General features: G+C 63.2%; 19 protein-coding genes. 5 read left to right on the top strand and 14 right to left on the bottom strand.

All coding sequences use genetic code 11. The features are described from left to right. Nucleotides 1-133: 133 nt before the first annotated feature. The 7 genes from AAHK20_RS03535 to AAHK20_RS03565 all read right to left on the bottom strand — a co-directional run bounded on the left by AAHK20_RS03535 (nucleotide 134) and on the right by AAHK20_RS03565 (nucleotide 13,866). Nucleotides 134-1,315 carry a type II secretion system F family protein gene (locus AAHK20_RS03535; RefSeq protein ID WP_449180057.1) on the bottom strand — a complete coding sequence of 394 codons (1,182 nt, stop codon included), beginning with the start codon at nucleotides 1,313-1,315 and terminating at the stop codon, nucleotides 134-136. Between the two features lies 1 nt (nucleotide 1,316). Beyond that, nucleotides 1,317-1,841: a transglycosylase SLT domain-containing protein gene (locus tag AAHK20_RS03540; protein WP_449180058.1), complete on the bottom strand. Its 525-nt coding sequence runs from the start codon at nucleotides 1,839-1,841 to the stop codon at nucleotides 1,317-1,319. Continuing rightward, nucleotides 1,816-2,253, bottom strand: a complete 438-nt coding sequence (gene gspG, locus AAHK20_RS03545; RefSeq protein WP_449180059.1) for a type II secretion system major pseudopilin GspG — start codon at nucleotides 2,251-2,253, stop codon at nucleotides 1,816-1,818. The genes AAHK20_RS03540 and gspG overlap by 26 nt, the downstream gene beginning before the upstream one ends. A gap of 229 nt (nucleotides 2,254-2,482) precedes the next feature. Beyond that, entirely contained in the window at nucleotides 2,483-4,234 is a 1,752-nt protein-coding gene (locus tag AAHK20_RS03550) for a lytic polysaccharide monooxygenase (RefSeq protein ID WP_449180060.1), read from the bottom strand. 259 nt (nucleotides 4,235-4,493) lie between these two features. Next, nucleotides 4,494-7,418, bottom strand: a complete 2,925-nt coding sequence (locus AAHK20_RS03555) for a glycosyl hydrolase family 18 protein (protein ID WP_449180061.1) — start codon at nucleotides 7,416-7,418, stop codon at nucleotides 4,494-4,496. Nucleotides 7,419-7,689: 271 nt separating this feature from the next. Further along, the gene (locus AAHK20_RS03560) at nucleotides 7,690-11,241 is read right to left on the bottom strand and encodes a M60 family metallopeptidase (RefSeq protein WP_449180062.1); all 3,552 of its coding nucleotides are present in this window, start codon (nucleotides 11,239-11,241) and stop codon (nucleotides 7,690-7,692) included. A 183-nt stretch (nucleotides 11,242-11,424) separates the two neighbouring features. Further along, nucleotides 11,425-13,866, bottom strand: coding sequence for an ATP-binding protein (locus AAHK20_RS03565; RefSeq protein WP_449180063.1), 2,442 nt, complete (start codon nucleotides 13,864-13,866; stop codon nucleotides 11,425-11,427). 227 nt (nucleotides 13,867-14,093) lie between these two features. Between AAHK20_RS03565 and AAHK20_RS03570 the strand changes: the two genes are divergently transcribed. The 4 genes from AAHK20_RS03570 (at nucleotide 14,094) to AAHK20_RS03585 (ending at nucleotide 19,100) form a co-directional block, all read left to right on the top strand. Further along, the gene (locus AAHK20_RS03570) at nucleotides 14,094-14,633 is read left to right on the top strand and encodes a fimbrial protein (RefSeq protein ID WP_449180064.1); all 540 of its coding nucleotides are present in this window, start codon (nucleotides 14,094-14,096) and stop codon (nucleotides 14,631-14,633) included. A gap of 62 nt (nucleotides 14,634-14,695) precedes the next feature. Further along, on the top strand, nucleotides 14,696-15,424 hold the full coding sequence (locus tag AAHK20_RS03575) for a fimbrial biogenesis chaperone (RefSeq protein WP_449180065.1): 729 nt from the start codon (nucleotides 14,696-14,698) through the stop codon (nucleotides 15,422-15,424). After that, the gene (locus tag AAHK20_RS03580; protein ID WP_449180066.1) at nucleotides 15,421-18,117 is read left to right on the top strand and encodes a fimbria/pilus outer membrane usher protein; all 2,697 of its coding nucleotides are present in this window, start codon (nucleotides 15,421-15,423) and stop codon (nucleotides 18,115-18,117) included. Before AAHK20_RS03575 ends, AAHK20_RS03580 begins: the two co-directional genes overlap by 4 nt. After that, nucleotides 18,114-19,100, top strand: a complete 987-nt coding sequence (locus tag AAHK20_RS03585) for a fimbrial protein (protein ID WP_449180067.1) — start codon at nucleotides 18,114-18,116, stop codon at nucleotides 19,098-19,100. Before AAHK20_RS03580 ends, AAHK20_RS03585 begins: the two co-directional genes overlap by 4 nt. 25 nt (nucleotides 19,101-19,125) lie before the next feature. Here the strand turns inward: AAHK20_RS03585 and AAHK20_RS03590 are convergent, their stop codons facing one another. The 7 genes from AAHK20_RS03590 to AAHK20_RS03620 form a co-directional block, all read right to left on the bottom strand. Next, a complete protein-coding gene (locus AAHK20_RS03590; protein WP_449180068.1) occupies nucleotides 19,126-20,145 on the bottom strand; it encodes a lipase secretion chaperone in 1,020 nt (339 codons plus the stop codon). Between the two features lie 100 nt (nucleotides 20,146-20,245). Further along, nucleotides 20,246-21,340 (bottom strand): triacylglycerol lipase, encoded by a 1,095-nt coding sequence (locus tag AAHK20_RS03595; RefSeq protein WP_449180069.1) that lies wholly within the window; start codon nucleotides 21,338-21,340, stop codon nucleotides 20,246-20,248. A gap of 229 nt (nucleotides 21,341-21,569) precedes the next feature. Then, nucleotides 21,570-23,747: a TonB-dependent copper receptor gene (locus AAHK20_RS03600; RefSeq protein ID WP_449180070.1), complete on the bottom strand. Its 2,178-nt coding sequence runs from the start codon at nucleotides 23,745-23,747 to the stop codon at nucleotides 21,570-21,572. A gap of 88 nt (nucleotides 23,748-23,835) precedes the next feature. After that, nucleotides 23,836-24,219, bottom strand: a complete 384-nt coding sequence (locus AAHK20_RS03605) for a DUF2946 domain-containing protein (protein ID WP_449180071.1) — start codon at nucleotides 24,217-24,219, stop codon at nucleotides 23,836-23,838. A 44-nt stretch (nucleotides 24,220-24,263) separates the two neighbouring features. Beyond that, on the bottom strand, nucleotides 24,264-24,470 hold the full coding sequence (locus AAHK20_RS03610) for a hypothetical protein (RefSeq protein ID WP_449180072.1): 207 nt from the start codon (nucleotides 24,468-24,470) through the stop codon (nucleotides 24,264-24,266). 53 nt (nucleotides 24,471-24,523) lie between these two features. Then, nucleotides 24,524-25,264, bottom strand: coding sequence for an acetoacetyl-CoA reductase (phbB, locus tag AAHK20_RS03615; protein ID WP_449180073.1), 741 nt, complete (start codon nucleotides 25,262-25,264; stop codon nucleotides 24,524-24,526). 417 nt (nucleotides 25,265-25,681) lie between these two features. Beyond that, on the bottom strand, nucleotides 25,682-25,885 hold the full coding sequence (locus AAHK20_RS03620) for a cold-shock protein (protein ID WP_449180074.1): 204 nt from the start codon (nucleotides 25,883-25,885) through the stop codon (nucleotides 25,682-25,684). Between the two features lie 634 nt (nucleotides 25,886-26,519). Here AAHK20_RS03620 and AAHK20_RS03625 point away from each other — a divergent pair. Then, on the top strand, nucleotides 26,520-26,756 hold the full coding sequence (locus tag AAHK20_RS03625) for a hypothetical protein (RefSeq protein ID WP_449180075.1): 237 nt from the start codon (nucleotides 26,520-26,522) through the stop codon (nucleotides 26,754-26,756). Nucleotides 26,757-26,859 lie beyond the last annotated feature (103 nt).

Consider the following 26,859-nt stretch of genomic DNA (forward strand, 5'->3'; position numbering starts at 1 on the left):
TTTTGGTTACTTTGGGCAAGGACCAAAGTGACCCCGGTCCCGGGGAGGGACGGACCATACGTACCGGCGCGAATTCAAAGTTATCGCGACAACCCAAGCAAAAGAAACCAACCGCCGATAGGCAATAAAGAAATCACCCAACACTACCAGCCAATTCAAAAATCGGCATATAAAGCAGCACCACGATGGTCCCAACCATCGCCCCAACCCCTAGCATGAGAATAGGCTCAAAGATCTTGCTAAACATCTCGATAGCGCGATCGAGCGCCCCATCATGAAAGTGCGCGATACGTTCGCACATACCACCGAGATCCCCGCTCTGCTCGCCGACGCGCAACAACCGCTCAGCCACCGCAGTAGTCAACCCATGCTTAGTCAGCACTTCAGAAGCCGTGCGCCCAGCACGCAGTTGCTCTAAAGCAGGCGTCAAACGCTTCCCATAATCGGCCGGCAGAATCTTGCCCCCAAGCTCAAGAGCTTCGATAAGCGGCGTCCCGCCCAACAGCAACATGCCGACCGTACGATAGAACCGCGCAAGCGCAAACAGATGACACACATCCTTAAGCCTAGGAATACGCCACAACGAACGCAGCATCGCAGCCCGCACGGCCGCGGTGCGCAAAATAAGAACCACGCCGACGACAAATGCGCCTAGAGAGCCAAGCAGCACCGCGCCGTGTTCCTTAACGATACCGGACCACACAAGCATCGCCCGCGCACTACCCGGCAACGTCTGCATACTCTCAAACACAGCCGAAAAACGCGGAATCACAAGAAACGCCATGAACAACAAAATGATCGCGCCAACCGACATCACCACGCTCGGATAAACGAGCGCCCCAGTAATGCGCTTCTTGATCTGCTCGATTCGGATTTCGTAGTGTTGAAAACGCTGCAGCGCGACAGGCAATTGCCCGCTGCCTTCGGACGATTCGACAGTCGCCACCAGCAACGGCGGAAACACGTTCGGCTGCGCAGCCAGCGCCTTCGAAAACGGCTGGCCTTCGTACATGAGGTCCAGCAGCTTGCCGAGAATCTCGCTCGTGCCCTTTTCCTTGCCGGCTTTGTCGCGCAACGCCTCGAGCGCTTCGATCAGCACGAGCCCCGCTTCGAGCAGCGTCGAGAGCTCCTGCAAAAACAGACCCAGCGCGAATTTCGGCGCGCGTTTGCGCCCCTTGAGGCCGGCCTTGCGCGTCACGCCGAGCACGACCGCGCCGGGCGCGCACTGCGCGCGCGCCTGCGCTTCGTCGGCAGCTTCGATGTCCTGCACGGCGATCGCGCCCTGCTGCAAGGTCCGTACTTGGAAAACCGCCACGTCAATCTCCCGCCGACTCGCGCTGCCGATAGCGCGTCGCGCGCTTCAGCGTCAGCGCTTCGTATTCCTTCCACACTTTGGCCGCATAGACCTGGCGCAGCCCCTCGCGTTCAGGCGCGAGTCCGGCGTTGTATGCGCCGACGGCTTCCCACGTATAGCCCACCTGGTCGATGAAACCGGCCAGGATTTCCGCGCCCGAGCGGATCGCGGTGCAGGGCTCGCGCACGAGCCGCTCGCGCGTCACGCCGACTTTGCGCAAGCGCGGCAAGTGGGTGCTGTTGATCTGCATGATGCCGACGTCGAAGCTGCCATCGCTGTTGCGGTTGAACGCCTTCGGGTTCAGCGACGACTCGACCTTGGCGATCGAGTACAGCAGGAGCGGATCGATGCCGTATTCGGAGCCCGCCTGGGTCCAGCAATTGTCGGCCGCCCGCGCGGCCGGCGCCGCCACGCACAGCGGCGCGCACAACGCCGCGAAAAACGCGGCCGCCGCGCGGCGCTTAAAGATCGTAGTAGAGGTCGGCATCTTCGCCACTCCCGCCTTCACGTCCGTCGCGGCCGAGCGAAACGATATCGGCTTCGGAGTCGCGGCCCGGCACGTGATACTGATAGGCGTGCCCCCACGGATCAGCCGGCACGGCCTTCGCGAGGTACGGACCGTTCCAGTTGTTGGTGCCTTGAGGCGCTTTCGTGAGCGCGTCGAGACCTTGATCGGCGCTCGGATAGCTGCCGGTGTCGAGACGGAATTGCGTGAGCGCGTCGCCGATCGTCTTCATCTGCGCCTGCGCCGTTTTGACCTTGGCCTTGTCGACTTGCGAGAACAGCTTCGGGCCGACATAGCCCGCCAGCAACGCAATGATGAGCAGCACGACCAGCAGTTCGAGCAAGGTGAAGCCCTTCTGAGCGGCGCGCCTGACGCGGTGAGAGATGCGATTCATGTATGTCCTCTTCTGCGGATTCGTAGGTGTTGACCCAGCCATTCTCGGCATCTATCCCAATACGGGCAAAGAACATGAAGACAATCTGAATGAACGTGCGCAACGCACGGCAAACGGCGCTCCGAAATGACAAAACCCCGCCGCGATCGCGACGGGGTTTCGTTCCCTCCTAGTCTCCAGTGCGGCTCATCGCCGCGCCGGAGGCCGCCATGACGGCGGTTGCTGCTGCTTACTTCTCAGTCCAGGCGCTCTGCCATGCGGCGCCCTTGCCCGGCTCGTAGTACGCCTTCGACTGGCCGCACCAGCCGCTGTACGGCGCCGGCTTGCACTCGTAGAGCTTGCCGTTGTTGCTGACGACGTCGCCGCCCTTGTAAGCCGTGCCCGCCTTATAGGCCGGCGCTTGCGAACCCGCCTTGACCGTGACCGTGTGCGTGATCATGTTGGGGGTCTTGCCTTGCGACAACACCGACAGCTTGACCGTGATCGTGGTGTTCTCGTTCGGCGCGCTCAGCACGACTTGCTTGCCCGCGAAGTTGTTGCCGCTTTGATCGCGGATCGTCGGCGGCGTCACCATCCAGAAGTAGGTCCCGCCGTTCGGCACCGTCGACGCAGCGGCGTCGAGCGTGAAGGTCGCGCCCGGAGCCACTTGCGTCGGACCGGAGATGCGCGCGACGAGGTCGCCGCCCGGCGTCGGCGTCGGGTCCGGTTCCGGCGTCGAGCCGCCCGTCAACTTGATGTCGTAGGACTGCTGGATCACGCCGTCGTTGCCGTCGGACGTCGTCATCACGAGCGTGTGCTTGCCGGCCTTCGCCGACGCGACGTTGATGCTCATCGTCGCGCTGCCGTCCACGTCCTTCGTCTGCGTGCCGACCATCGTGCCCGCTTCCGTGTAGACGCGGCCCGTCACGGAGCCCTTCTTCGAGAGCGTCACGTAGGCATCGACTACCGCGCTCGTGCCGTTGATCGCGTATTCGCTCTTCGGCGTGACGCTCATCTTCTGCTCGACCGGGCTCGGCGCCGGCTTCTTCGTGATGTCGATTTCGACGCGCGTGATGCCGCTGCCGGGCTTCGCGAAGATCGTGTTCTTGCCGTTGACGGGCTTGATCGAGCCATCGGCGTCGCTGCCTGCCTGGTAGCTCTCGCCCATCGTGCTGTTGACCTTCTGCGCGAGCAGATACGGCCAGCGGTCGTGATTGCCATCCGCTGCGCTGCCGATCGTGATCGATGCGGACAGGTTCGTCATTTCGCCGCTCGCGTTGAAAACGCGCGTGCGCACGGAGTCGCCTGCCGCGAGGTCTTCGATCGGATTGATCGCGCCGACTTGCGTCCAGGCAGGCGCGGGAGCGGGCGTGTCGCCGCCGCTGCCGCCCTTGATGTTGACGTCGATGGCGTTATAGAAGCTCGCGGCCGTATCGCCCACGTCCCAGACGCCGACGATCACGTGATAGCCGCTGTGGTCGCTCGGAATCTTGCAGGTGAACGATGGCTTCGTGCTTGAGAGCGCCATGCCGTATTCGGATTCGCAGAACGGCTTCGCTTCGAGCTGATCGCGCGTGAGCGGTTTGTTCGGGTTCCAGCCGTTCTTCGTGATGAAGTAGCGAATGTCCTGGGTGCGATGCGCCGCCGTAAAACGCCAGGTGAAGGCGCGGGTTTCGCCCGCGATGACGTCGGTCTTGGTCCAGCGGTCGGAGGTCTGCTCGTTGAGCGGGCCCCACGACGAATTGCCGGCGCTCGCGATCTGGCCGTCAGCCGGGCCGCCAACGGGGAAGCGCGGGTTGCCGTCCGGACCTTCGACGCTTTGCGGTTCGTATTGAACAGGGCCGCAGTTCACGTTCTTGCCCAGATTGCAGTAGGCCGCGCGCCCAGGCGGATCGGAAACGTAGCCGTGAGCAACAGCGGTCTGCGCCACCACCATGGAGGCGGCGGCTACGATCGGCAGCAGCGCGAGCTTGCTGGTCTTATTCGAATGACGTGATTTCATGTATGACTTCGATCTCGTTTGGTGCTGGAAGAGTTGCCTACGCATCGCAATGTGAAGGCGCGTTCAATTGGAGTACGAACGGGCACATTCTTCCAATGCGATAGCAAGCACTCAAAGTTTCTAAACAGAATTCAAATGTCTCGCGCAACGAAACGCGCGGTGCGACAGGCATGACGCGCATAAAAAACCCCGCCACGCGGGCGGGGTTGTCGATTGCGCTCAGCATCCGGCCATTGACCGGATGCGTTCGCTCATCGCCTTACTTCTTCACGGTCCAAGCATCGCTCCACGCGAAGCCCTTGCCGGGCTCGTACGCGAACGCGGCTTGACCGCACCAGCCGCTGTACGGCCACGGCTTGCACTCGTAGAGCTTGCCGCCGTTGCTGACGACATCGCCCGCCTTGTACGGCGTGCCGGCCTTGTACGCCGGGTAGGTGTCGCCACCCGTGTCACCGCCCGTATCGCCGCCTGAAAGCGGCTTGATCGTGACCGTTTGGCTCACTTCATGCGTCAGCTTGCCGTCGCTCACCTTCAGGCTGACCGTGTACGGCGTGTCCTTCGACACCACCGGCGCGACGATCAAGAGCTTGCTGCCCGCATTCGTCGGCTGCAAAGCAGCCGGTGCGTTCCACGTGTAGGTCAGCGTATCGCCGTCTTCGTCGCTCGATCCCGAACCGTCGAGCGAGCCGGGGTTGCCCGAGGTCAGGGTCGCCGGGCCGCTGATGCGGGCGACCGGCGCGTGGTTTTCCGGCGTCGGAGTCGGCGTCGGATCGGGCTGCGGCGTCACGGCTTCGGCCTTGACCGTCACCGTCTTGGTTGCGGTGGCCGACAGCTTGCCGTCGCTTGCCGTCACGGTGAACGTGTAGGACTTCTCTTTCGTGTTGCTCGGCGCGGTGAACGTCAGCTTCGCGCCGTTCTTCGTCGCCGTGATGCCCGACGGAACCTTCCACGTGAACGTCAGCGCGTCGCCGTCGGGATCGGTCGAGCCCGAGGCGTCGAGCGTGACTTGCGTATTCGCGTCGACCGTGTCCGGGCCGCTCAAGCGAGCCACCGGCGCGTGGTTTTCCGGCGTCGGGGTCGGCGTCGGATCGGGCTGCGGCTGCACGTCGACGGGCTTGGCCGTGACGAGCACGCTCGCGCTCGAAGACAGGCCGTGCGGGTCGGTGACCGTGACGCGGAAACGATAGTCGGTCGCCGCAAACACCTCCGGCACCACCACGCTTGCCTGTGCACTGCTCGAGTTGTTCAGCAACAGCGAGCCGCCGCTCACTTGCTCCCACTTGTAGGTCAGCGCTTCGCCTTCCGGATCCTTCGATTGCGAGGCATCGAGCGTGATCGTCTTCGTGCCTTGCACCACGATGTCCGCGCCCGCGTTCGCGACCGGCGGCAGGTTGGCCGCGCCGCCGCCTTCGCCGTTGCCGACGCCTTCATGCATGGCGTTAAGCAGGTCGCCGGTGTCGGCGTCGATTTCCCACGAGAACATGCCGCCGAGCTTCTTCTGCTGAACGTACTGGCCCTTCGCGAGGGTCGAGCGGGCGTTGTCGTAGGTGATCAGGTCGCCGTTCGACGGGTTGAACAGGTACGGCGCTTCAGCCGTCTCGTCGTAGTTGTATTGATAGCCGTTGATGCCGGTGCCGTTCGCGCCGGCCATGTCCTTGACGATCTTCTTGTAGTCGAGGATGCCCTTTTCCCATTGACCGGCTTGCGGGCCGGAGGCCTTGCCCGTGAACGGGTTGTTCGCATCGGTCATGCCATGGATGCCGGTCCAGCCGCGGCCGTACGCCGCCACGCCCATCACGAGCTTGCCCGGATCGACGCCTTGATCGAGCAGCGCCTGCATCGAGTTCGCGCTCGTGTACGACTGGTCGGGGCGCCACTTCGGCGCATTGAGCGCGGTCTGGTGGCCCAGCACGTTCATGTCCCATGCACCGTAGTAGTCATAGGTCATGTCGAAGATGTAATTCATGTACTTCGTGGCTTCTTTGTAATTGATGCGGTCGATCTTGTCCTTGCCCGCACCGATTGCCGAAGTCAGTTCGTACGGCTTGCCGTATTCCGCGCTCAGCTTGTCGAGCATCGCGCGGAGTTCTTTCATGAGCGTGACGTAGGTCGCGCCGTCGGTCGGCTTGCCGAGCTTCGGGTTCGCGCCGTTGCCGCCCGGGAATTCCCAGTCGATATCGACGCCGTCGAAGAATTTCCACGTGCGCAGGAACTGCTCGACCGAGTCGACGAACACCTTGCGGTTAGCCACGTTGTCGAGCTGGAAGAACGGATCGGACAGCGTCCAGCCGCCGATCGACGGGAGAATCTTCAGGTTCGGATTGCGCTTCTTGGCGGCCATCATCTGGCCCATCACGCCCTTGAGCGGCGAGGCCGAGGTTTGGCCCGGCAGCACCTTGGCGACTTCGCCCCACGAATCGTGAATCGCGACGCTGTAGTTCGGCAGGCCCTTACAGGAGATCTGCAGCTGGTTGTACGGGTTGCCCTGTTCCTTGAGCGAATCGTTGATGCCGTCGCCGCCGCAGATCGGAATGAAGCCGTACAGGATGTGCGTGAGCTGCTCGACCGGCACTTGCGACATATCGAACTGGCGATCGTAGATCGACCAGGTCGTGAAGTACGTGCCGACCACCGAGCCGCTCTTGTTCGTGTACTTCTTGAATTTGGCGGGCACGTTGTTCGGCAGGTCGTCCGCGAACTCGGGGCGCGTGTCGAACACCATCACTTGCAGCGCCGAGCTGTCGGTGTAGGAGCCGTCGGCCGCGTAGGCGCGAACCTGGAAGTTCAGCTTGCCGGGCTTGGTCGGATGCGCGATGACGGTGCCCGTTTGCGTGGAGCCCGGCGTCAGCGTGACTTGCGACGCGGCATCGACGACGCCGTCGATCACGGCCACGGCCTTGGTCGCCGTGCCGTTGGACCAGATGTCGAACGGCAGCGGCACTTCCACGGTCTTGTTGACCGTGACGTAGTCCTTGTACGCGGCGTTGCTGCCGGCTTTTTCCTGGTCGACGTGAACGAAGCCATACGACTTGCCGTAGCCGTTGATCTCATACGCTTTCAGCGAGGGCGCGCCCGGCGCGGCGAAAGCGGACGACGCGAACAGCAGCGCCATCGTGCTGGCGATCGCTGTGCGTGAGATCACCTTGGCCTTTGCGGAGGTCTTGGAATGCTGAATTCTCTTCATGGGGAGTCTTTTCAGGAAGTTGGCAATGGGTGCTGCATCCACGCGCACGACGCGACGGCTATCCGGCGCATGACGCTCTCGATGTGGAAACGTTGGCATCTTTCCAATTTGGCAAGGGTTCCTCAACGTTCTTGAAAGGAACCTCAAAGTGAGGCGGCGATAGCACCGCGCTTGCAATACGAAAAACGCGCGTGCATGAAAAAACCCCGCCGTTAAAGGCGGGGTTTCGAGACGCTCGCCGGTTGGAGAACCGGCATGGCGGCGGGTGGGATTACTTCTTGATCCAGGCGTCGGTCCACGCCCAGCCCTTGCCCGGCTCATACGCGGACGGCGACTGGCTGCACCAGCCACCGTACGGGAACGGCTTGCATTGGTAGACCTGGCCCTTGTTGAGCACGATGTCGCCAGCCTTGTAGGCCGTGCCCGCCTGATAGCTCGGGTAAGCATCCGGACCCGGCGGCGGCTCGGGCGGCCGCTCCGAGCTGGCCTTCACTGTCACCGTGTAGTTCGTCGTGCTGGACTGCTTGTTCTGCGTGTCGTAGACGGACAGCTTGACCGCGTATTGCGTGCCCGGCTTGGCGTCCGCCGGCACCTTCAGTTGCACGCTCGACGTGTCGGCATTCTTACCCACCGAAGCCGGGACCATCCAGTAGTAAGTGGTCGGCGTGCCGTTCTTGTTGACCGACTGCGTACCGGTTAGCGTGAGCGTCTTGCCAGCCTCGACCTCTGCCGGACCGCTGACCTTCGCTTCCACGGGCTGGGGCGTCTCCGCGCGCTCTACCTTGACCGCCTGCTTCGCGCTCGCGCTGCGCAATCCCTTCGTGCTTTCAGCGCGTACGGTGAGCGTGTAGTTGCCGCTCTTCACGTCCACGGGCAGATCCCATTCCGCGCCGCTGCCCGACGCGGCCGCCTGGCCCGATGCATCGGCGAGCGTCCACGCGTAGCTTGGCTGATCGAAGTTCGCGCTGGCCTTGTAGTTGGACCCCGTGTTGCCCGTCACGGTCGTGCTGCCCGTGAGCGTGACCGCGGGCGCGATCACCATCACCTTCGTGCTCGCCGTCGCCGTCTTGCCCGCCGCGTTGGTCACCTTCAGCTCGAAAACGCCGGTGCCCGCCGTGTCCTTCGGCACGAGCACTTCGGCGTCGGCGCGATCGCCGTTGCGCACCGAGAACGGCCCCGACACGGCGCGCCATTGATACGTGAGCGTCTGTCCCGCCGGATCGCGGCTCGCGCTGCCGGTAAGCGGGTACGACCACGTGTAGTCGCTCGTCCCCACCACCGTGCGGTCCGCGCCTGCGCTCGCCACCGGCGGCTCGGCCGGCGTCGGGGTTGGCGTCGGATCGGGCTTGACCGCCGCCTTCACCGTCACGGTCTTCTTCGCCGTGGTGGACAGCTTGCCGTCGCTCACGGTGACGCCGAAGATGTACGCCGCCGCCTGGCTTGCGCTCGGCGCGACAAAGCTCAGCTTCGAACCCGCAGGCGTGGCCTGGATGCCGGCGGGAATCTGCCACGTGAACGTCAGCGCGTCGCCATCCGGATCGCTGGAACCCGATGCGTCGAGCGTGACCGCGGCATTCGCCTCCACGCTCTCGGGCCCGGTCAGCTGCGCGACGGGCTCGTGGTTCTCGGGCTCAACCTCGGGCTCCGGCCCGGCGAGGTATTGCGTGCCGTCGTACGAACCCAGGTACTCCCAGTAGCTATTGCTCGCTTGATTGGTCGGGAAATACCAGTAGCTCGCCTTCTTCAGCTTGAAGAAATCGACGGTGCCGCGATACGAGTTGTTGGCCTCGTAGAGGTCGCCGACCGTGCCCGTCGTCGAATCGCTATAGCTTTGGAACTCGGTCTTGCCGTAGTCGGCCAGAATTTTCTTCTCCATGGCCTGCAAGGGGCTCAGCGAGGGGCCGCCACGGTAGAGCGTCGTGAGGTAGGTCCAATGGTCGTCGCTCGTCCGATCGAGCGGGAAATAACCGTAGTCGGATGTCTTCAGCAGGAAGTAATCGCGATCGCCGGAAGACGGATTGTCATAGGCATAAACGTCGCCCACAACGCCCGTGCGCACGCCGCTCCACGTCAGGACCTGGCTCTTGCCCTCTCCTGTGGCGACTTTCGTATCGAACGCCTGAGTCTCGGCCGCCGTGGGCACGCCAGTCTTGAGCTGAATGGCGCTGCCGATCAGCATGCTTTGCCCGCTCTCGGACACCGTCACGCGAATCGGCGCGCTGCTGTTCTGGAGCACGTTGGTGGGCGCGGTCAGCGTGATCTGCGGGCTGTTCGACGCCGTGCCGCGGAAGCCCTCCGGAATCTGCCATTCGTACGTGAGCTTGCCCGCGTCGCGGTTGCCGACGTCGACCTTCGCGACAAACGTCGAGCCCGCCGCCACGCGCGCCGGCACGACGATCTTGCCGGCCGCGTTCTGCTCGGCGAGGCTGTAGGTGTACTTGACGGCCGCGTCATGGTTCTCCCAGATCGGCTTGTCGAGCGTCTTCAGGCCGAGCGACTTAAGCGCTGCTTCCGTTTCACTCGTGAGCGGCAAGCCCCACTTCTCGAAGAACGGCGTGAGGTCATAGCCGGACACGCGGCTCGCCTGCAAGATCAGGAACTGCTTCTTCGTGGCATCCGTCATTGGCAGTTGATCGCTGGGCAACGCACGCGTGAGCGCGCCGAAGCGGGCGTAGAAATCCTTGCCGAACGCGAGATCGAGCTGCCAATACATGGCCAGGCGAATCCACACGTCGGTCAGCTCGTCGTAACTGCGCGAAGCCTGCGCCAGATAGTTGAAAGTCCGGGTCCAGACGCCGCCCGCTTCCAGGCGCGTAGCCTGGCCTTCGAACATGCGCTGCACGTAGAGCGAAGTCAGGTTGACCGTCACTTCGGTCTGGCCGGTCCATTTGATCGCAGGCAACTGATAGTGATGGCCGAGTTCGTGCCACGGCCCCCAGGACGTACGCAAGCCCGCGGCGCTCACCACGTCGCTTACGCCGCTTATGTTGGTGCGAAGCCAAGTGCTGGAGGCCGACATATAGCCGCCGGTCGAATCCGGCTTGGTCGAAAACTGGTACGTAAAAGGCGTCGCCTCGTGAGGGCGCGCGTTGGCTGAAGAAAGGCCGAATTGTTCTTCGGTGGCATCCACGATGCGGTCCCAGGTCTGCATCAGCAAGACCGGGTCGTCGACCTTCTGCTTGAGCACGCCGGCCGGCATGACGATCGACATGCGCTTGCCGATCAGCTCGGCATAGGGCGCATCGGGGAACGCTTCGAACATCTGCGACCAGTCCGCCTTGCTGTGCTTGCCGAGCACGAAGTGCGGCATCGCATGGCCGCCGCTCACGATCTCGACCTCGACGTCGCCGCCGAAGGGCTGGTTCGGCGCGGAGAATTCGATGGCGCCCCCGTTCTGCACGGTGACCGTGTTGAGCCCCTCGGTGAGCTTCACGACCTGATCCGTTACGGAGGCATCCGCCGCGTTGTAGACCGGCACGATCCAAAGTTCAGGCGGCACGTTCGGCTTGCGGCCGCCGAGCGGCGTGTAGCGGATCGTCAGCGTTTCGCCCTGGGTGGCGTAATAGCCGCTCGCCTCATAGGGATGCGGCGTGAACTGGCGGCGTTGGTCGATCAGCAGGTCCTTTACGGTGCCGCGCTGCTTCAGCTTGAGCGTGCGTGAGGCCGCGTAGGGGCTCGTCTCGGCGGCCACGGCGGCGACTGTGCCGGGCGGCGTCGCGGCGGACACATAACCGGGAAGCTGCGCGCCGAGCGCAAAGGCCGTCAAAATCGCCAGCTGACGCCGCTTGGGCGCGCACAGGAAGGAAGTTCGGAACGATGACATGGGATAAGGTTGGATATCGAACGATGGGCGGCGGGCGGGGCTTGGCTGAACGTGCCCGCCCGGCGTGGGCCAACCTTATCGAAGCGATCCCTGCTTCCCAAAGAATCTAAGAAGTCCTCCAAGAATTTCTAAACGATTTCTAAGCGCTGCCGGGTGCAGCGAAATCGAAGCGCAGGGGTCGCGTCAAGCCGCCTCGCTTTCCCCGAGTTCGACGTGCGTCACCGGCAGGCTGATGCAAAAAATCGAGCCCTTGCCGAGCGTGCTGACGACGTCGATTGCTCCGCCGTGTCGCTCGACGACGGTCTTCACGAACGGCAGCCCAAGGCCCACGCCGTCGCGCCCCGCGCGGCGGTCGTCGACCTGGAAGAACGGATCGAACAATTGCGGCAGGGCAGCTTCGGAAATGCCGATGCCTTGGTCGGCGATCTCCACTGCCACGCGTTCGCCGGGCTTTCGCACGAGCGCCACGGTAATCGCAGTATGCGGCGGCGAATATTTGATCGCGTTGTCGATCAGGTTGATGACGGCGCGCATCAGCATGTTGCGATTGGCGAGCACGAACACTTCGTCGCCGTCGAATTGCGGGCCGTGGAGCGCGATTTGCTTTTGCTCGGCCGACGCCGTGATGTTGTCGATCGACTCCACGAGCAAATCGATCAGCGGCACCGGCGAAAAGCCCTGCGCGTCGAGATGCTCGGCGCGCGAGAGCTGCATGAAGTCCTGCGCCACGCGCAGGCTGTAATCGGCGAGCCGGTGCAGCTCGCCGATGAACTTCTTGTCGTCCTGCTTCGGCGCGCCCGCGGCGCTCGCGGCGTTGCGCTCGTCGAGCAGCGAGAGGATCGTCGACAGCGGATTGCGCAGGTCGTGAGCCATGTGGCGCAGCACCTGCCTGTCGTGCGTGACGGTCTCCTTCACGCTCGAAATGTCGACGAGACAAATCAGCGTCGAGCGCTCGCCGGCTTCGGCATCGGGCTCGAACGACACACACAGCAGCATGTGGGGCGCGCCGTCCACGTCGACCTCCACGCCGCCCTCGCCCGCCTCATCGCAATGCTGATCGGCCAGGGCCTGAACCGCCGCGGTCGTAATCGGCACGGCCTCGGCATCGCCCGTCTCACCGCTGCGCGGCCGGAACGGTGCACCGAGCGCGAGCAGATTCGACGCCTTGTCGTTGCACAGCGTGATGCGGCCGGTCTGCTCCAGAAAAATCGGATACGGCAGCAGATTGATGACCTTGACGTAAGCCGTCTGCCACGAGCGAATCTGCTGCATCGCGGCCCGGATGTCGCTGCGCGCGCCGAGCAATGCATCCGGCTCCCTGTGCACCGGGTGCGCCGGCTCCTGCAACACGACCGCGCTCGAAATCTGCCGCAGCTCGCCGATCTCCGTGCGCAAGAGCCGCAATGTGCCGTCGAGCCGGCTCGACGCGAACACGCCGTAAATCGCCATGCCGCACGCCACCAGCGCACCGACGGGCACCCAGATCCGGAACACGCCCAACAGCCCGGTCGACGCGAGCAGCACGAACGCGCCCCAGGCGAGCGCGAACCAGTGCATGCGCCGCCCTGGCGTCAGCGCGCAGATCGCGAGGATGGCAAGCGCGAGCGCGACGTAGACGGCCGTGAAGAACCACGGCGACAGCGCCTGAATCACCCCGCCGTCGAGCAGCGCCTCGGTGATCAGAGCGTCGAGCTCCGCCTGCGGCACGGTGTCGAGATTGAGCGAGGAGAGCTTGAAGGCTCCGGTTTCGAGCACCGAATGCCCGACGAACACGAGCTTGCCCGACCACACCTCAGGCGGCACACGCCCTTGCAGCACGTCGACATAGGAATAGCGCTGAATCTGCGAGCGCTTGGGCAGCATCAGCATCAGCGACTCGGTCATCTGATTGCCGACCGACAACGCGCGCGGCAGCGTATAGCGGTGCGGATCGCCCTCGGGAATCGAAGCTTCCGCCACGCGGATCGCCTCGAGCGCGACATGCGGATAGGTCCGTTCGCCGATGTGCAGATACGGAACGATGCCGCTCACCGCGCCGTAGTGTCCGATCGTCACCAGATGCTGACCGACGCCCGCGATACCCGAACACAGCTCCGAGGAAGCGGGCATCAGCGGCTTGCCCTGGTCGCCCTGCAGCTCCGACGGCAGCGGCAACACGACGCGCCCATTGCGCTGCACCGCCTGCGCGAAGGCAAAGGCATGCGGCGTGGTGTTGGGAAACAGCAGATCGAACGTGACGCTAGCCGCGCCCGCGAGACGGTCGAGCAGCTGCGCATGCGTGCGCCGCTCGAAGATCGGCGAGACGCCAAGCGCGCCGACCGTCTTCGCATCGACGCCGATCAAGACGACGCGCTGCGAGCCCTTGCCGGGAAACAGCCAGCCCGCGATATCGAAGTGCACTTTGTCGAACGAGCCGAACACCGTCTGCAATTCCGGCGAGGACGCGAGCGCGCCCAACAGCGCAATCGCAAGCACGCCGGCCACGTTGCGCCAGCGCGAGAGCCGGGAAAACGCTGCGCGCAGCGTGGCGGCCGCGCGTAAGCCGGCTGGATTTGCACCGCTCGCGGGGACGCCACGCTTAGCGGCGCGATTGTTTTGAGATGGTGCTGACGTTTCGGATTTCATGCGGGGACAGCGAATATACGCACCTGTCTGCTCGTTACGAATTATTTACAAGATGACATGGTATGTCGGGAAAGGCCGCTTCTGAACAGTCGATCCCCACTCTTTCAACTTCTTTTTAGGTTCCTTTGCGACGCATCACCCGGTCTCCACAATGCGACCCTGTTTCGACAACGCTGAGCCGAGTGTTGGACGAACACCTCCCACACGTCGCAATGAAGAGCACCCACATGAACCAAGTTACGAAAGTCACTGCACTCAGCCTCTTGGCGATCGCGGGCTTTACCTCGCTGTCGCTGCAATCGGCCCATGCCGACGGCAACGATACCGGCACGATCAACTTCACCGGCAAAGTCCTCGCCAGCACTTGCACGCTCGATTCAAAGTCGTTAGAAGTCCCGATGGGAACGGTCTCCGCCGATTCCTACGCCACGGCCGGCACCACCGGTCGCTCGGTGCCGTTTCACATCGACCTGAGCAATTGCAACGCCGCGCTGAACGGCGTGGCGGTTGAGCTGACCGGCACGGCCGATGCCGACAAGTCGCAACTCCTCAGCGTCAATGGCGGTCCCGACAGCGCAAAGGGCATCGCGATCGAATTGCTCGACCAGAAAGACAAGAGCGTCCCGATCAACTCGACGGCCGACGAATATGCGCTGAACGAAGGCGCCAACGCGCTCGACTTCAAGGCGCGCTACGTCTCCACGGCCGACACCGTCACGCCCGGCGACGCCAACGGCACCGCTCAGTTCTTCTTGAAGTACCGCTAAGCACAAGCCCCTGTTCAAGCGAACGTCATTTGCGCGGCGCCTGGCGTCGCGCGTCCTTTGCCATGAGAACGCACCGCCTCGCATTCCTTCGTTATCCGATCACCGGCCTGCTGTGCCTGGCAGCCGCGATCGCTTCACCTGCACACGCCGGCATCGTTGTCGGCGCGACGCGCGTGATTTACAACGAATCGGCTCGCGAGGCTTCCGTTTCGATCAAGGACGTCGATAGCGCGCCGTTCGTCGTGCAGACGTGGATCGATACCGGCGACACCCATGCGAAAGCGCCGTTCTTCATCACGCCGCCGCTTTCCCGGCTGGACCCGGGCAAGCAGAACATGCTGCGCGTGATGCGGACGAACCAGCCGCTGCCGGCCGACCGCGAATCGATGTACGGGCTGAACGTCAAGGAAATTCCCGAAGCGTCGCGCGACAAGAACGTCCTGCAAATCGCCGTGCGCACGCGCATCAAGCTGTTCTACCGTCCGGCGAGCCTGCCGGGCAGTCCGGCCGATGCGCCCAAGCAACTGCAATGGCATCTCGAGACCGCGCCCGACGGCAAAGGCAGCACGCTCACAGTCCATAACCCGACGCCTTACTACGTCACGTTCGCCACGCTGCATGCGGGGCTCGCGCCCGCCGAAAGCGTCGATATCGAATACGTCGAGCCGTTCGGCGACGCCAAGCATTCGATCGAGAAACACGGAGGCAATACCCCGCTCGACATCACGTTCTCCACGATCAACGACTTCGGCGCCCTCGTGGGTCCGGTTACGGCACGAGCCGAGCGATGAAGCGCCCGGCTCGCCGGGCAACATGGCTCAAGCGCTGGCTTCTTGGCGCCTGCATTGCGATGCAGGCTGCCGGCGCCGCATGGGCGCAAGCGTCGGCGGGTGATGCATCGCCTGGGATCGCGCCGCCTGAAACGAATACGTTCGCGCAAGCGCTCGACGCGGCGGGCGGCTCGAACACGCCCACGCGTTTTAACGCGCAGTTCCTGCAGATTGGCGATACGCCACAAGACGCCGCGCAATTCACAGCCGCCGACCTGGACGCGTTTTCCAACGGCAACGTGACGCTGCCCGGCAAGCATCGCATCGACGTCACGGTCGACGACGAGCACGCCGGCTCACACGAGATCGAGTTCGTCGCGCAGCCGAACCTGCGCGGCGCGATACCGTGCGTCACGCCTGCGCTGCTCACGGACATCGGCATCAACCAGGAAGCCTTTCCGGCGCTGCGCGGCGCAGCGCGTGACGAATGCATCGACGTCGCCGCGAAAATGCCCGAAGCGAGCTTCAGCTACGACGCCGACGCGCGGCTTCTGAACGTGACGATTCCGAACGCGATGCTCAAGCACGTCGCGCGCGGCTCCATTGACCCGTCGGAATGGCAGAACGGCATCAACGCTGCGCTCTTCGACTATCGCGTGAGCGGTGCGAAGAACTATGCGGGCGGCGAAGCGGGCGGCGGCCTCGATTGGTACGCCTCGCTGCGCTCGGGCGTGAACGTCGGCCCATGGCGCTTTCGCAGCACCGCGATGCTCAACCACGCGGCGGACAGCACACGGCTGCAAGTGCAAAACATCTACGCGAGCCGCGCGCTCGCCTCGATCAAAGGCGAGGTCACGATCGGCGATGCGATCACGCAGAACGATATGTTCGACAGCATGGCGTTTCGCGGCATTCAGCTCCAATCGGACGAATCGATGGAGCCCGACAGCCTGCGCGGCTACGCGCCGGTGATCCGCGGCATCGCACTCACGCACGCGAAGGTCGAGCTGCGCCAGAACGGCTTTCTGATCTACAGCACCTATGTGCCGCCGGGCCCGTTTTCGATCGACGACCTCTACGAAACGACCTCCAACGCCGACATCCAGGTCACCGTGATCGAATCCGACGGCTCCCGGCGCTCGTTCATTCAGCCGTATTGCAACATTCCGGCGCTGTTGCGCGAAAAAGCGTGGCGCTACGGCGTGACGGCGGGCGTGTTGCGCATTCCCGGCGCGCTCAAGAGCCCGACATTCGTGCAAGCGACGCTCGCGCATGGACTGAAGCACGATCTCACGCTCTACGGCGGCTTGACCGTCGCGCCGATCTATCAGTCGGTGGTGCTCGGCGTGGCGAAGAATATGCGCTACGTCGGCGCGTTTTCGCTCGACGTGACCTATGCGCGCTCGCAACTGCAGGACGGCCGCGCCGAGCACGGGCAATCGCTGCGCATCATGTACGACAAGTCGCTCGACGCCCTCGGCACGCAATTCCGCGTCGCGGGCTATCGCTACTCGACGCGCGGCTTTCACACGCTGCCCGACCTCGTGCAGCCCGTGAGTCTCGATCCGTTCGCGCTCACCACGGCCAATGCGCGCGACCGCATCGAAAGCAACATCTCGCAGAGTCTCGGCAGCGTGGGCTCCGTGTATCTCCAGTTCACGGAGCAGGGCTACTGGAACCATGCGGGCCGCGATCGCGTGCTGCAGCTCGGCTACACGGGCAGCTACAAACGCATTCCCTTCAGCCTGAACGTCAGCCTCAATCATGGCGCCGACGGCTCTTCGAGCCGGCAGATCGCGCTCTCGGTGTCGTTGCCGCTCGGCAAGGCCGAGGAAACCTCGCAGTTCGTAACCGCGTCGCTGATGTCGGACAACGACGGCCTGCACGAAGGCGCGGCCTACAGCGGCTCGCTGCTCGCCGACCAGCGCTTGAGCTACAGCCTGCAGACCGACCACTCGCCAGCGGGCGGCGTGAGCGGCTCGGCCAACGTGAACTACCGCGCGGGCTTCGGGGAATTCGCCGCGACGCAGACCCAAGCGCGCGATCGCGGGCAGACCTCGGTCGAGGCCGCGGGCGGCATGGTCGTCCATCGGCACGGCGTGACGTTCTCGCAGCCGCTCGGCGAGACGGCCGCCCTCGTCGCCGCGCCGGGCGCGGACGACGTCGGCGTCGAAGCCAACCCCGGCGTGCACACGGACGGCGCGGGCTACACGGTCGTGCCCAACCTCACGCCGTACCGCCGCAACCGCATCACGCTGCGCACCGCCGACCTTGGCCGGCAGGTGGAAGTGCAAACGGCCACGCGGATCGTCACGCCCAAGCGCGGCGCAATCGTGCTCGCGCCGTTCAAGGTGTCGGTCGGACGCATGATCCTCGACATCAAGGACGACAACGGCAAGCCGCCTCCATTCGGCGCGCGCGTCATCGACGAAGACGGCCAGGAAGTCGGCATGGTCGGCCCCGACGGCCAGAGCTTCATCACCGGCGCGGGCGACCACGGCACGCTGCGCGTGCGCTGGAGCAAGCGCGCAGGCGACGAATGCAAGTTGACGTTCGATGTGACCGGCTTGCGCTTGAAGTCGGACATGCCGGAAACCGATGCCGTCTGCACACCGCTCGAACCGGCCGCCATGCCGCGCACGGCGCATGCCGTGCCGCAAGCGGCAGGGCCACCCGCAGCGCCCGGCGCGTCCACTAACGGGGATATCCCATGATCGCGATGCCTTTCATTCTCGCCGCGCAAAGCACGCGGTTCATCCGGCTGTTCGCTTTGCTGTGCCTGATGGCGCTGGCGAGCACGGCCCACGCCTACTGCATGACCGACGGGGGCGACCTCGATCCGCTCACGAACGGCACCGTCCCCTCCGACGCCGACGTGCCCGACGGCGCGCCGCTCGGCCACCTGCATCAGTGGACGATCACGCTGACCTGCAACAAAGGCACGAACGGCAAGGCGATTCCGGAGACCGTCGAGTTCGACAACGCCTTGGGCGTGATGCCCGGCACCGACCTGTGGGCCACGACGCTTGCGGGCGTCGGCTTGCGCGTGACGGTCAACGGCACCCTCGTCAGCACGAATCGCAGCTTCAATTTTCAGCACCCGGGCGACGGCTCGAAGATCGTCTACAACATGACGCTCCAGATGATCAAGACGGGGCCCGTGCGGCCGTCGAATTTCACCACCGACGTGTTCGGGCTCGATACGATCTCCGTCGAAGAAGGCGGACACAACATCGGTCACGAGCGCATCGTCGATACGCTGTTCGAAGGCGTCGCGTGCAACGTCACCAACGACTCGAAGAACAAGATCGTGAACATGGGCACCTGGACCGTCTCGAACTTCAACGGCGTAGGCTCGTCGGTCGGAGAGCAGATGGTGTCGCTGAACCTGCGCTGCGACAGCTACGGCACGCCGATTCAGACCCCGCTGTCGATCAGCCTCGACGGCACGGCCGTCGAAGGCCACGACGACGTCCTGCAAGTGACGGGCGAACCGGCCGCGACAGGCGTCGGCATTCGGCTCACCGAGTACGGCACCAGAGCGCCCATGCCGCTCAACCAGTGGATCCGGCTTACCGATTCGACGAATGTCGGCCAGCGCAGCGTCGTCATGAACGCCGACTACTACCAGTACGCCGACAAGATCACGCCCGGCGAGGCGAACGGCATCATCACGTTCCGCATCGACATGAGGTGACGCGCTCAGCGAACCGCTTGGCGGTTCAAGAGCCGCCATCGAGCGAAGCGGCTCGCATGGCCTCGCCCGGCTTCGTGAAAAGCCGTTGTCTGAGCTGCGCGATCTGCGCGTCGCGCGCTTGCGCGGGCAGCCCCATCGCCTCGATTTGCGCGCGCTGCGCCGCGTAGTCCGCGTACTTCGCGCGCCAGACTTCCTCATCGCTTTGCATTTGCGCGACGCGCGCGGCGGCGTCAGGGCCAAGCGACTGCGTTAGTTGCGAGCGCAACTGATCCGCCGACGCGCCCTGCTTCTGCATCTGCGCAATCGAATCGATCGCTTGCTGCTGCTTGCGCGTGCGCTCGCGCGCCGCGCGCTCCTCCAGCGGCAGTTGCTGATCGAGCGCCTGCAGCCGCGCGGCTTTCTGCGCATCGGTCAATGAGCTATCGGCGGCGATGCGCATGCGTTCGAGATCGAGCTGCTGATGCTGGCGTTCGTCGCCGAAAAACGGCACGTCCCACTCGCCCATCGTGCGGCTGGCGAGCGATGCGCGCTGATCGAGCGCGAGCTGCACGGCGTCGAAGTTCAGCTTGCCGTCCGCCGAAGCGGGCACCCCGGGCAAATGCCCCAGCCCATCCTGGTACAGCAGATAGCGTCGCCATACGTCGAGCGCTTCGGCTTGCGCGGGCGCGCCGTCGAGCTGGGCCGCGATTTGTTTTCGGACCAGCGCGTCGAGTGCGGCGGGGGTCATTTCGTCTTGCGCCGTCATCAGATAGTCGAAGAAATCGCGAACGGCGCGCGTCTTCAGCAAATGGCCGCCGTCGCCGACCGGCAGGCGCGGCACCGACGAGCCTGCCAAGGATGCTGGCAGTGCTTTCGGCGCGGCCGCCGTCGCACTTGCCGCCGCTGCGGCTGCCGCGTGCGGCGCTTCGGCAACCTTCGCCGTGCCTGGGCCGCTAGCGCTCTTCAATGCAGCGAAGAACCAAACGGCGCAGGCCAGCGCAACACTCGCCGCGAAAAACAGCACACCGTAGTGCCGGCGCGTCAATCCGTTTCCGTTACGTGCCATCGTTTGCATGCCCCGCGTGTTGCGGCGGTTGTTCCCGCCATCGCGTCCGCGCCCGGCCCTGCGGACCCGCGACGCGGCCAGCCCCAACTCGTGCGAATCGCTACACGCCCTGCAGCTTCAACCGGTTGGCGTGCGCGCGAATCACCGCTACGGGGTCCGCCGCATTGGCGCCGCGAATGCCGAGCAACTGATTGATTTCGTCGAGGTGGTTCCACTTGTAGCTCGTGCTCAGCACATTGCCGTAAAGCGCGCTGCAAACCGAAACGAGACCATCGTTCTGCCCCGAACCGCGATTGATCATGATCGTGCCCGTACCGTAAAGCACGAGCGTCGACGGATCGGTGACGTCGGCAGGGTCGAGCAGCCCAACGCTGGTATCGGTTGCGCCCTGGATGCCCAGAATCGAGGTCGGCTGAATCGCACTGCCGGCCCACGAGTACATCAGGTGCGTGTTGCCGCCGACCGTCTCCGTCGGTGCACCCGTCTGGCACGACCCCGGCGCGCCGAGCCCCGCGCTCGGGAACTGCTGGTTGAACGACGCGGCGTTCGCTGACTCCAGCGTGGCGAGCGCGGCAAGCGCGTTCTGATTCGTGTTGAGGTTGCTGCTGAAGAGCGTGCCGAGCACGTTCGCGAACGAGCCGATGATCGGGGCGGCGAGCCCGGTCGGGTCTTTCGCGAGCACCTCGGCGACGAAGTCCGCGAATTGCGAGCCCCAGTGCGGCGTGCCGATCGTCGTCACCGACGCCACCAGGTCCGGCGCCACCGCCGCGACATAGCGCGAGGTCAGCCCGCCCTGGCTATGGCCGATCAGATTGACCTTCTGCGCGCCCGTCACCGCCAGCACCTGCTTCACGTACGCGAGCAGTTGCTCGCCGCGCCCATTCGGGCCGGCGTCGCTTTGAAAACCGGAAAGGTTCGCGACGTAGACCGTCGCGCCGTGCGACTCGAGATCCGACTGGATGCCGTACCAGTAGTCGAGCACGCCGGCGTATTTGTCGGTGCCCGAGAGGCCGTGTACGAGGATGATCGGATAGCGCGTATCGGCGTAATCGTCGGTGGCCGCGGGCGCGACGGCGGCAGCCGCTTCGCGCGCGCTCGACAGCGAGAGAAAAGCGGTTAGTCCTGCGAATTGCGTGCTGCTCAGCGCAAGCGCCATGAAACCGGCGAGCGTGCGTTTTCGAATGGATCTCGACATGCGTTTCCCTCCTGTCTGTACGTTCACTTCGTGGATTTCATGCGGACCTGCGCTGCGACGTTGCTGAACGCAGGCCTAGCAGTGAAACAGCAAACGGAAAGTGAAGTAAGAGAGGAAACGCTTGTTTAGACAGGTATCACTAATCGAGTGACGCGCGCACCGCTGCATAGCGGGTGCGCGCGTTGAAACAAACGCGGCGATTGTTGAGCGTTCTCGCCGCCCCCGATCTTTACATCTTGATCCGCAAACGCGCCCACGCGGTGCGCCCCGGTTCCATGATCGGCGTATTCGCCGAAAAACCGAAGCCCGCGTTGCCGGCCAGATTCAGATGCTCGTAGTAGGACTTGTTGAGCAGATTGTCGACGCCGACCGTCAACTGCATCGTCTTGTTGAAGTCGTATTGCGCGTGCAGCGACAGTACCCCGAACCCCGCGCTCGGCCCGAAGTCCTTGCCGACCACGTTGCCTTCGTTGAGCGCGATGCTCCGCTGCGGCGCCACCACGCGCCACAACGCCCCCGCCGACCACGCGCGATACGTGTAGTCGAGCGCAAAGCGCGCTTCGAGCGGCGGTATCTGCGGCAACGCTCCGCCCGAGCTTGCGTTGTGACCGTAGGCATAGGCAAGCGACGTCTCGAAGCGCCAGTTGTTCGTCGGCCGCCACGTCGTGCCGGCTTCGCCGCCCATGATGCGCGCGTTGACATTGGTCGCTTGCGACATCGACGCCATCATGCCCGTGCCGTAGTTGAACAGGATGAAGTCCCGCACCATCCCGGCATAGGCCGATACCCATGCGTCGAGCTTGTCGGTCTTGTATTGCGCGCCGATATCGATCTGCGTGGTCTTTTCCGGCTGAATGGCCGAGAACGCGTTGACCGATCCGGCCGGGCCTTTCGTCGGCGAAAACAGTTCCCAGTAGTCGGGGAAGCGCTCCGTGTGGCCGATGCCCGCGTACCACATGGCCGGCGTGCCGGCGATGTCCTGCTCGTAGCGCACGAATCCGCTCGGCAGGTACTTCGTGCGTTCGTTGCCGTAGGTCGGGTTCGGCATCGTCATTCCCATGCTGCCCGCGGTCGCGCGATCGTCGCGCGCGCTCGAACGGTCCACTCGCGCGCCCGCGATTACGCGCTTCGTATCGGCCAAGTCCCACGTGAGCTCGCCCAACGCGCCCACGTTCCACAGCGCCGCCGACGACAGCCACGGCTTGCTGCCGTAGTCCACCGAGGTCGCGCCCATCATGGCCATCGCCGAACGCGTATCGAGCTTGTTCGTCTGCCAGTCGATGCCGGTCACGAGCGTGAGCGGGTCCGCGAGACGCAGGGTTCCGGCAACGCGCCCGCCGAACGTGCGACGGCGCACTTCGGAGGCCATCGGCATCGACATCATGCTGTTGGGATCGGGCTCGCGCAGCGTGTAGTTGTCCATCACGTGGTCGAACTCGTTGTAGTAGACCTGCGCCTCGATGCGTTCGAGCACATCATTGATGTGCTTTTTGTCGAAACGCAGGCCGAAGGAATCGCGCCGGAAATGCACGCCGTCCATGCTGCGGCCCGCGTAGCGCGCATAGCCGTCGCCGGTGCCCGCGGTCAGTTCGAGCTTCGTGTTCGCATCGGGCGTGACGCCGATCGCGGCATCGGCGTTCCACTTGTCCCACTGCGAAGGCACGGTGTTGCCGTCGCCGTCCTTGTAGTCCTGCGAATGCGCGTGGTTGGCGACGATGCGCGCGTACATATCCTGATTGCCGGCCGCCAAATCGGCATTCTGATCGTTGCGGCCGAACGAGCCGCCCACGACACTGCCGTCGAAGCGCACGCCCGGCTTGTCGAAGCGCTTCGTGTCGCGCTCGAACCGGATCGTGCCGGCCGATGCGCCTGGGCCGTACAGCACCGTTTCCGGTCCCTTGATCACAGTAACTTTGTCGTAGCTCTCGGGTGCGATGTACGACGTCGGCGCGTCCATGCGGCCGGGACACGCGCCCTGCAGCGCCGCGCCGTTCGTGAGGATGTTCAGGCGCGAGCCGAACATCCCGCGCAGCACGAGGTCGCCGTTCGTGCCGCCGCTTCGGATCGCCGTGAAACCGGGGATCGTCTTCAGGTAGTCGGCGCCGTCGCTGGCCGGCAGCGGCTGGCGCGGCGTCTTCGGGTCCGTCACGATCGTGAGCGGATCGGACGGCGGCGCGGCGAGCACTTCGATCGGCGGCAGCGAAGGGGCGTCGGCGGCGGGCGTTTGCGCGACGGGTGCCGCCGCGGCCGCGCTCGCGCCTTGCGGCAGCGTCTGCGCGTGGGCAAAGCTGATCGCACCGGCAGCGAGCGACGCGACGGCCAGGTGAATGACGCGTCTGCGATTTCGACCGTCGAGCGACGGCCTAGTGGTCAACGGAAAAACGGATGAAGCGTGATCGAAAGACATGTGTTTAGGAGCCCAAAGAACGCCCGTCCGGCCGATATAAGGATCGACAGGATCAGCAAATTACAAAAAGAATGAAGGGAAGACGCGTTCAGGCGTCGATGGGCGGGGCGCGCGGATAGCCGCGCGTATAACGTGTGAAGCGCCGCTTGGCAGCGGGCGCGACAGGAGAAACGAAGTCGGGTGATTGCTGGGCGCTCTGCAGCACCGGCGGCACGGTCCCGAGCGCCGGACTATGCGCGAGAAGACTGCAATAACCGCAAGCGTCGAGATGCAGACCGTGCTGTGCGTGCTGCCCCGCTTGCTTCCCCGATGGATGGCCGTGGTCCGCGTGCGCGCCGGAATCGGCGCCGCACACCGGCATCTCCATGTGCGACGCGCGCGCCTCGACTTGCGACACGAGCGGCCCAAGCACCGTCAGCCAGATCGCAAAGATGCCCAGCCATGCGGTCAATTTTCGGGAAAGGCGGTGCATGAAGAGGATTCGGGGGTGCCTTGAGTTTCAACAGGCCCCGAATATTACAGATGGTTTTCTACGATGAATAGCCGTTCTGAATAATGAAAGCGAACCGCACTGCGCACGCGCATGAATTGGGCGTAATTCGGCGATAAATCTGCGGCGATTCGCCGCATAAAAAGAGGGGTGTAAGCAGAAGTGCTGCTAAAGCGCAGCAGGTGACGTACTTGAATACCTGTTTGTCGTCGAAGAATGAGTCCGGCGCTCATTGCGAGCGCCGGGGTTCATGGTCTTGACATCGTCGTTCTGGCGCCGGCCATCACTAGCACATATGCAGGCCACCGTTCAACGAGAAGTCGGCTCCCGTCGCGAATGCTGCGTCATCGCTAGCCAGCCAAGAGACAATCGACGCTATCTCAGTCGCCTCTCCCAAACGGCGCACCGGAATGCTCTGAACGATCGCCTCCAATACTTCCGGACGCACCGCGCGCACCATAGCGGTTCCGATATACCCAGGCGATACCGTGTTCACCGTGACGCCCTTGGTCGCAACCTCCTGGGCAAGCGACATCGTAAAGCCGTGAATGCCCGCTTTGGCCGTCGAGTAGTTGGTCTGGCCAAATTGCCCCTTCTGCCCGTTCACCGACGAAATGTTGATGATTCGGCCCCACTGCTTACCGACCATCTCCTCGATGACCTGCTTGGTCACGTTGAACAGGCTGGTGAGGTTCGTGGCAATGACGTCGTTCCAATTCTCCCGTGACATCTTGCGAAACACGCCGTCCCGCGTGATGCCGGCGTTGTTCACGAGCACGTCGATGTCGCCGACCTCCTTCTTCACCTTCGCGAAAGCCGCCTCAGTCGACTCCCAGTCGGCGACATCGCCCTCCGACGCGACAAAGGAGAAACCCAGTTCGGCTTGCTCTGCCAGCCAGCGAGCCCGTCGCGGGGATTTCACTCCGCAGCCCGCCACTACCGTGAATCCATCCTTGTGCAGACGCTGGCATATCGCCGTTCCGATTCCCCCCATGCCTCCGGTTACATATGCAATCCGCTTCGTCATGACTCTTGCTCCTCGGTTAGGGTTTGCGTCCAAGATATTCGCGCCTGCTCAACGACGATTCCCCGCTATACACATTATTTGGTAGCAGTACTACCTTTTAAACTTCCGTTGATGGTTTGAGCGCGTCGATTCAGGTTGTTCGATATCTCTCAGGAGTGTCGCTGTAGTTGCCGGCACACTTGCTAACGCTAGCTACTCGTTTTGGCAATTTCAAGTCCGGACACGCGGATTGACATCAGCGAACCCCATGTCTCTGTTGCTAAAACGTATTTAGCCGAGTCATGCAAGATGGCGGCCTGCGGCAAGTTCATGCGTATCGTCGTTACGCACGAACAATCCTCGACCTGGCGGTGAGTCAAGACATACGGCTCGTGAAGAGCCATATGTCTTTGATAAAGCGTGATGAAAGGCGACGGATTACTGCGGCTGGATATTGGCCGCTTGCTTACCCTTTGGTCCCTGCTTGACCTCGAAGGTCACGCGTTGCTCTTCCTGCAAGGACTTGAAGCCTTTAGCCTGAATTTCGGAGAAGTGCGCAAAGAGGTCTTCGCCGCCATCGTCCGGCGTGATGAACCCAAAACCCTTTGCATCGTTAAACCACTTGACTTTACCTGTTGCCATTTCCTGGATTTAAAACAATCGTTCTGTTGAATTGACTACACGTCGCCGAAGCGGCGACGGCTGCGAGGGACTACTTTTAACACGAGCAAAAGAGTGTAAGACATGCGCGTTTACGCCGATGTGACAAGACTCACCCATGTCACAATTTATCTCCTCCACTTACACCCTAGGCATTTTTGCCAAATGATAAGAATGCCTAAGTAAAACTGACCGAGTCTGGAATCTTTCAAGTTCTTATTACCGGAAACTGTGGCCGTAAGCAGCGACGTGTTGTTAATGCCGGGACTCCGATACCGTCCGCAGGAGATCTGCGGCGCTCATCTCTTAGTCAAGCTCAGGCCGCCAACAATCCCATAATGCGAAATGAGGGCTCGCGTCCCAAAATTAGCTTGGCCATGACACGTTGCGGGTACTGCGCATCGGGAAAAAAGCTTTCATATCGTGATATTTTCCGCGCAATACATTGATTTATAAATATTTTTCTTTTGAATCAATGGCTGTCTTCCGGCAGCCCGGGCATCCTTTTCCTCGGTACGCTCTTATACAAGAGGTGGATGTTCGAAGATTTGCCGTCCGGCTGATAGCAAGTCACTCCGAAACCGCCCAGTGCTTTTTATAACGCTGGAGATGTCATATGCCGTACGTCTACGTAGAACCTGTTCCGAAGGGGCGGTGGGGCCCCATTGATGGATATACCGTTGAATTCCAGGACGGCACCAGAGTCGTTCAGGAGGTTTATCGCTCAGAAGTACGCGCAGTGAGCGAAACCAAGCTGCGCGGCTACGTGCCTTTGCTTGCAAAAGTACGCATAACGGACAAGAGCGTCACTGAACACTGGCAAACGGCCGAGGAATCACTTCTGCAAGACTAAAGCTGACCAGTAGCACCCGCAAACCGCGACGAACGCGTACTTCACGTTGATTCCTTCGTGAAGTACGCCGTCGTCACTGCCTCGCCAAACGTTGCTGAAAGTG

The organism is Trinickia camelliae (assembly GCF_053525655.1).

Excerpts from the sequence above, each read along its gene's own strand:
- AAHK20_RS03540 (WP_449180058.1), bottom strand. The coding sequence starts at position 1,841 with ATGCCGACCTCTACTACGATCTTTAAGCGCCGCGCGGCGGCCGCGTTT.
- gspG (WP_449180059.1), bottom strand. The coding sequence starts at position 2,253 with ATGAATCGCATCTCTCACCGCGTCAGGCGCGCCGCTCAGAAGGGCTTC.
- AAHK20_RS03550 (WP_449180060.1), bottom strand. The coding sequence starts at position 4,234 with ATGAAATCACGTCATTCGAATAAGACCAGCAAGCTCGCGCTGCTGCCG.
- AAHK20_RS03555 (WP_449180061.1), bottom strand. The coding sequence starts at position 7,418 with ATGAAGAGAATTCAGCATTCCAAGACCTCCGCAAAGGCCAAGGTGATC.
- AAHK20_RS03560 (WP_449180062.1), bottom strand. The coding sequence starts at position 11,241 with ATGTCATCGTTCCGAACTTCCTTCCTGTGCGCGCCCAAGCGGCGTCAG.
- AAHK20_RS03565 (WP_449180063.1), bottom strand. The coding sequence starts at position 13,866 with ATGAAATCCGAAACGTCAGCACCATCTCAAAACAATCGCGCCGCTAAG.
- AAHK20_RS03570 (WP_449180064.1), top strand. The coding sequence starts at position 14,094 with ATGAACCAAGTTACGAAAGTCACTGCACTCAGCCTCTTGGCGATCGCG.
- AAHK20_RS03575 (WP_449180065.1), top strand. The coding sequence starts at position 14,696 with ATGAGAACGCACCGCCTCGCATTCCTTCGTTATCCGATCACCGGCCTG.
- AAHK20_RS03580 (WP_449180066.1), top strand. The coding sequence starts at position 15,421 with ATGAAGCGCCCGGCTCGCCGGGCAACATGGCTCAAGCGCTGGCTTCTT.
- AAHK20_RS03585 (WP_449180067.1), top strand. The coding sequence starts at position 18,114 with ATGATCGCGATGCCTTTCATTCTCGCCGCGCAAAGCACGCGGTTCATC.
- AAHK20_RS03590 (WP_449180068.1), bottom strand. The coding sequence starts at position 20,145 with ATGGCACGTAACGGAAACGGATTGACGCGCCGGCACTACGGTGTGCTG.
- AAHK20_RS03595 (WP_449180069.1), bottom strand. The coding sequence starts at position 21,340 with ATGTCGAGATCCATTCGAAAACGCACGCTCGCCGGTTTCATGGCGCTT.
- AAHK20_RS03600 (WP_449180070.1), bottom strand. The coding sequence starts at position 23,747 with ATGTCTTTCGATCACGCTTCATCCGTTTTTCCGTTGACCACTAGGCCG.
- AAHK20_RS03605 (WP_449180071.1), bottom strand. The coding sequence starts at position 24,219 with ATGCACCGCCTTTCCCGAAAATTGACCGCATGGCTGGGCATCTTTGCG.
- AAHK20_RS03610 (WP_449180072.1), bottom strand. The coding sequence starts at position 24,470 with ATGAGCGCCGGACTCATTCTTCGACGACAAACAGGTATTCAAGTACGT.
- phbB (WP_449180073.1), bottom strand. The coding sequence starts at position 25,264 with ATGACGAAGCGGATTGCATATGTAACCGGAGGCATGGGGGGAATCGGA.
- AAHK20_RS03620 (WP_449180074.1), bottom strand. The coding sequence starts at position 25,885 with ATGGCAACAGGTAAAGTCAAGTGGTTTAACGATGCAAAGGGTTTTGGG.
- AAHK20_RS03625 (WP_449180075.1), top strand. The coding sequence starts at position 26,520 with ATGCCGTACGTCTACGTAGAACCTGTTCCGAAGGGGCGGTGGGGCCCC.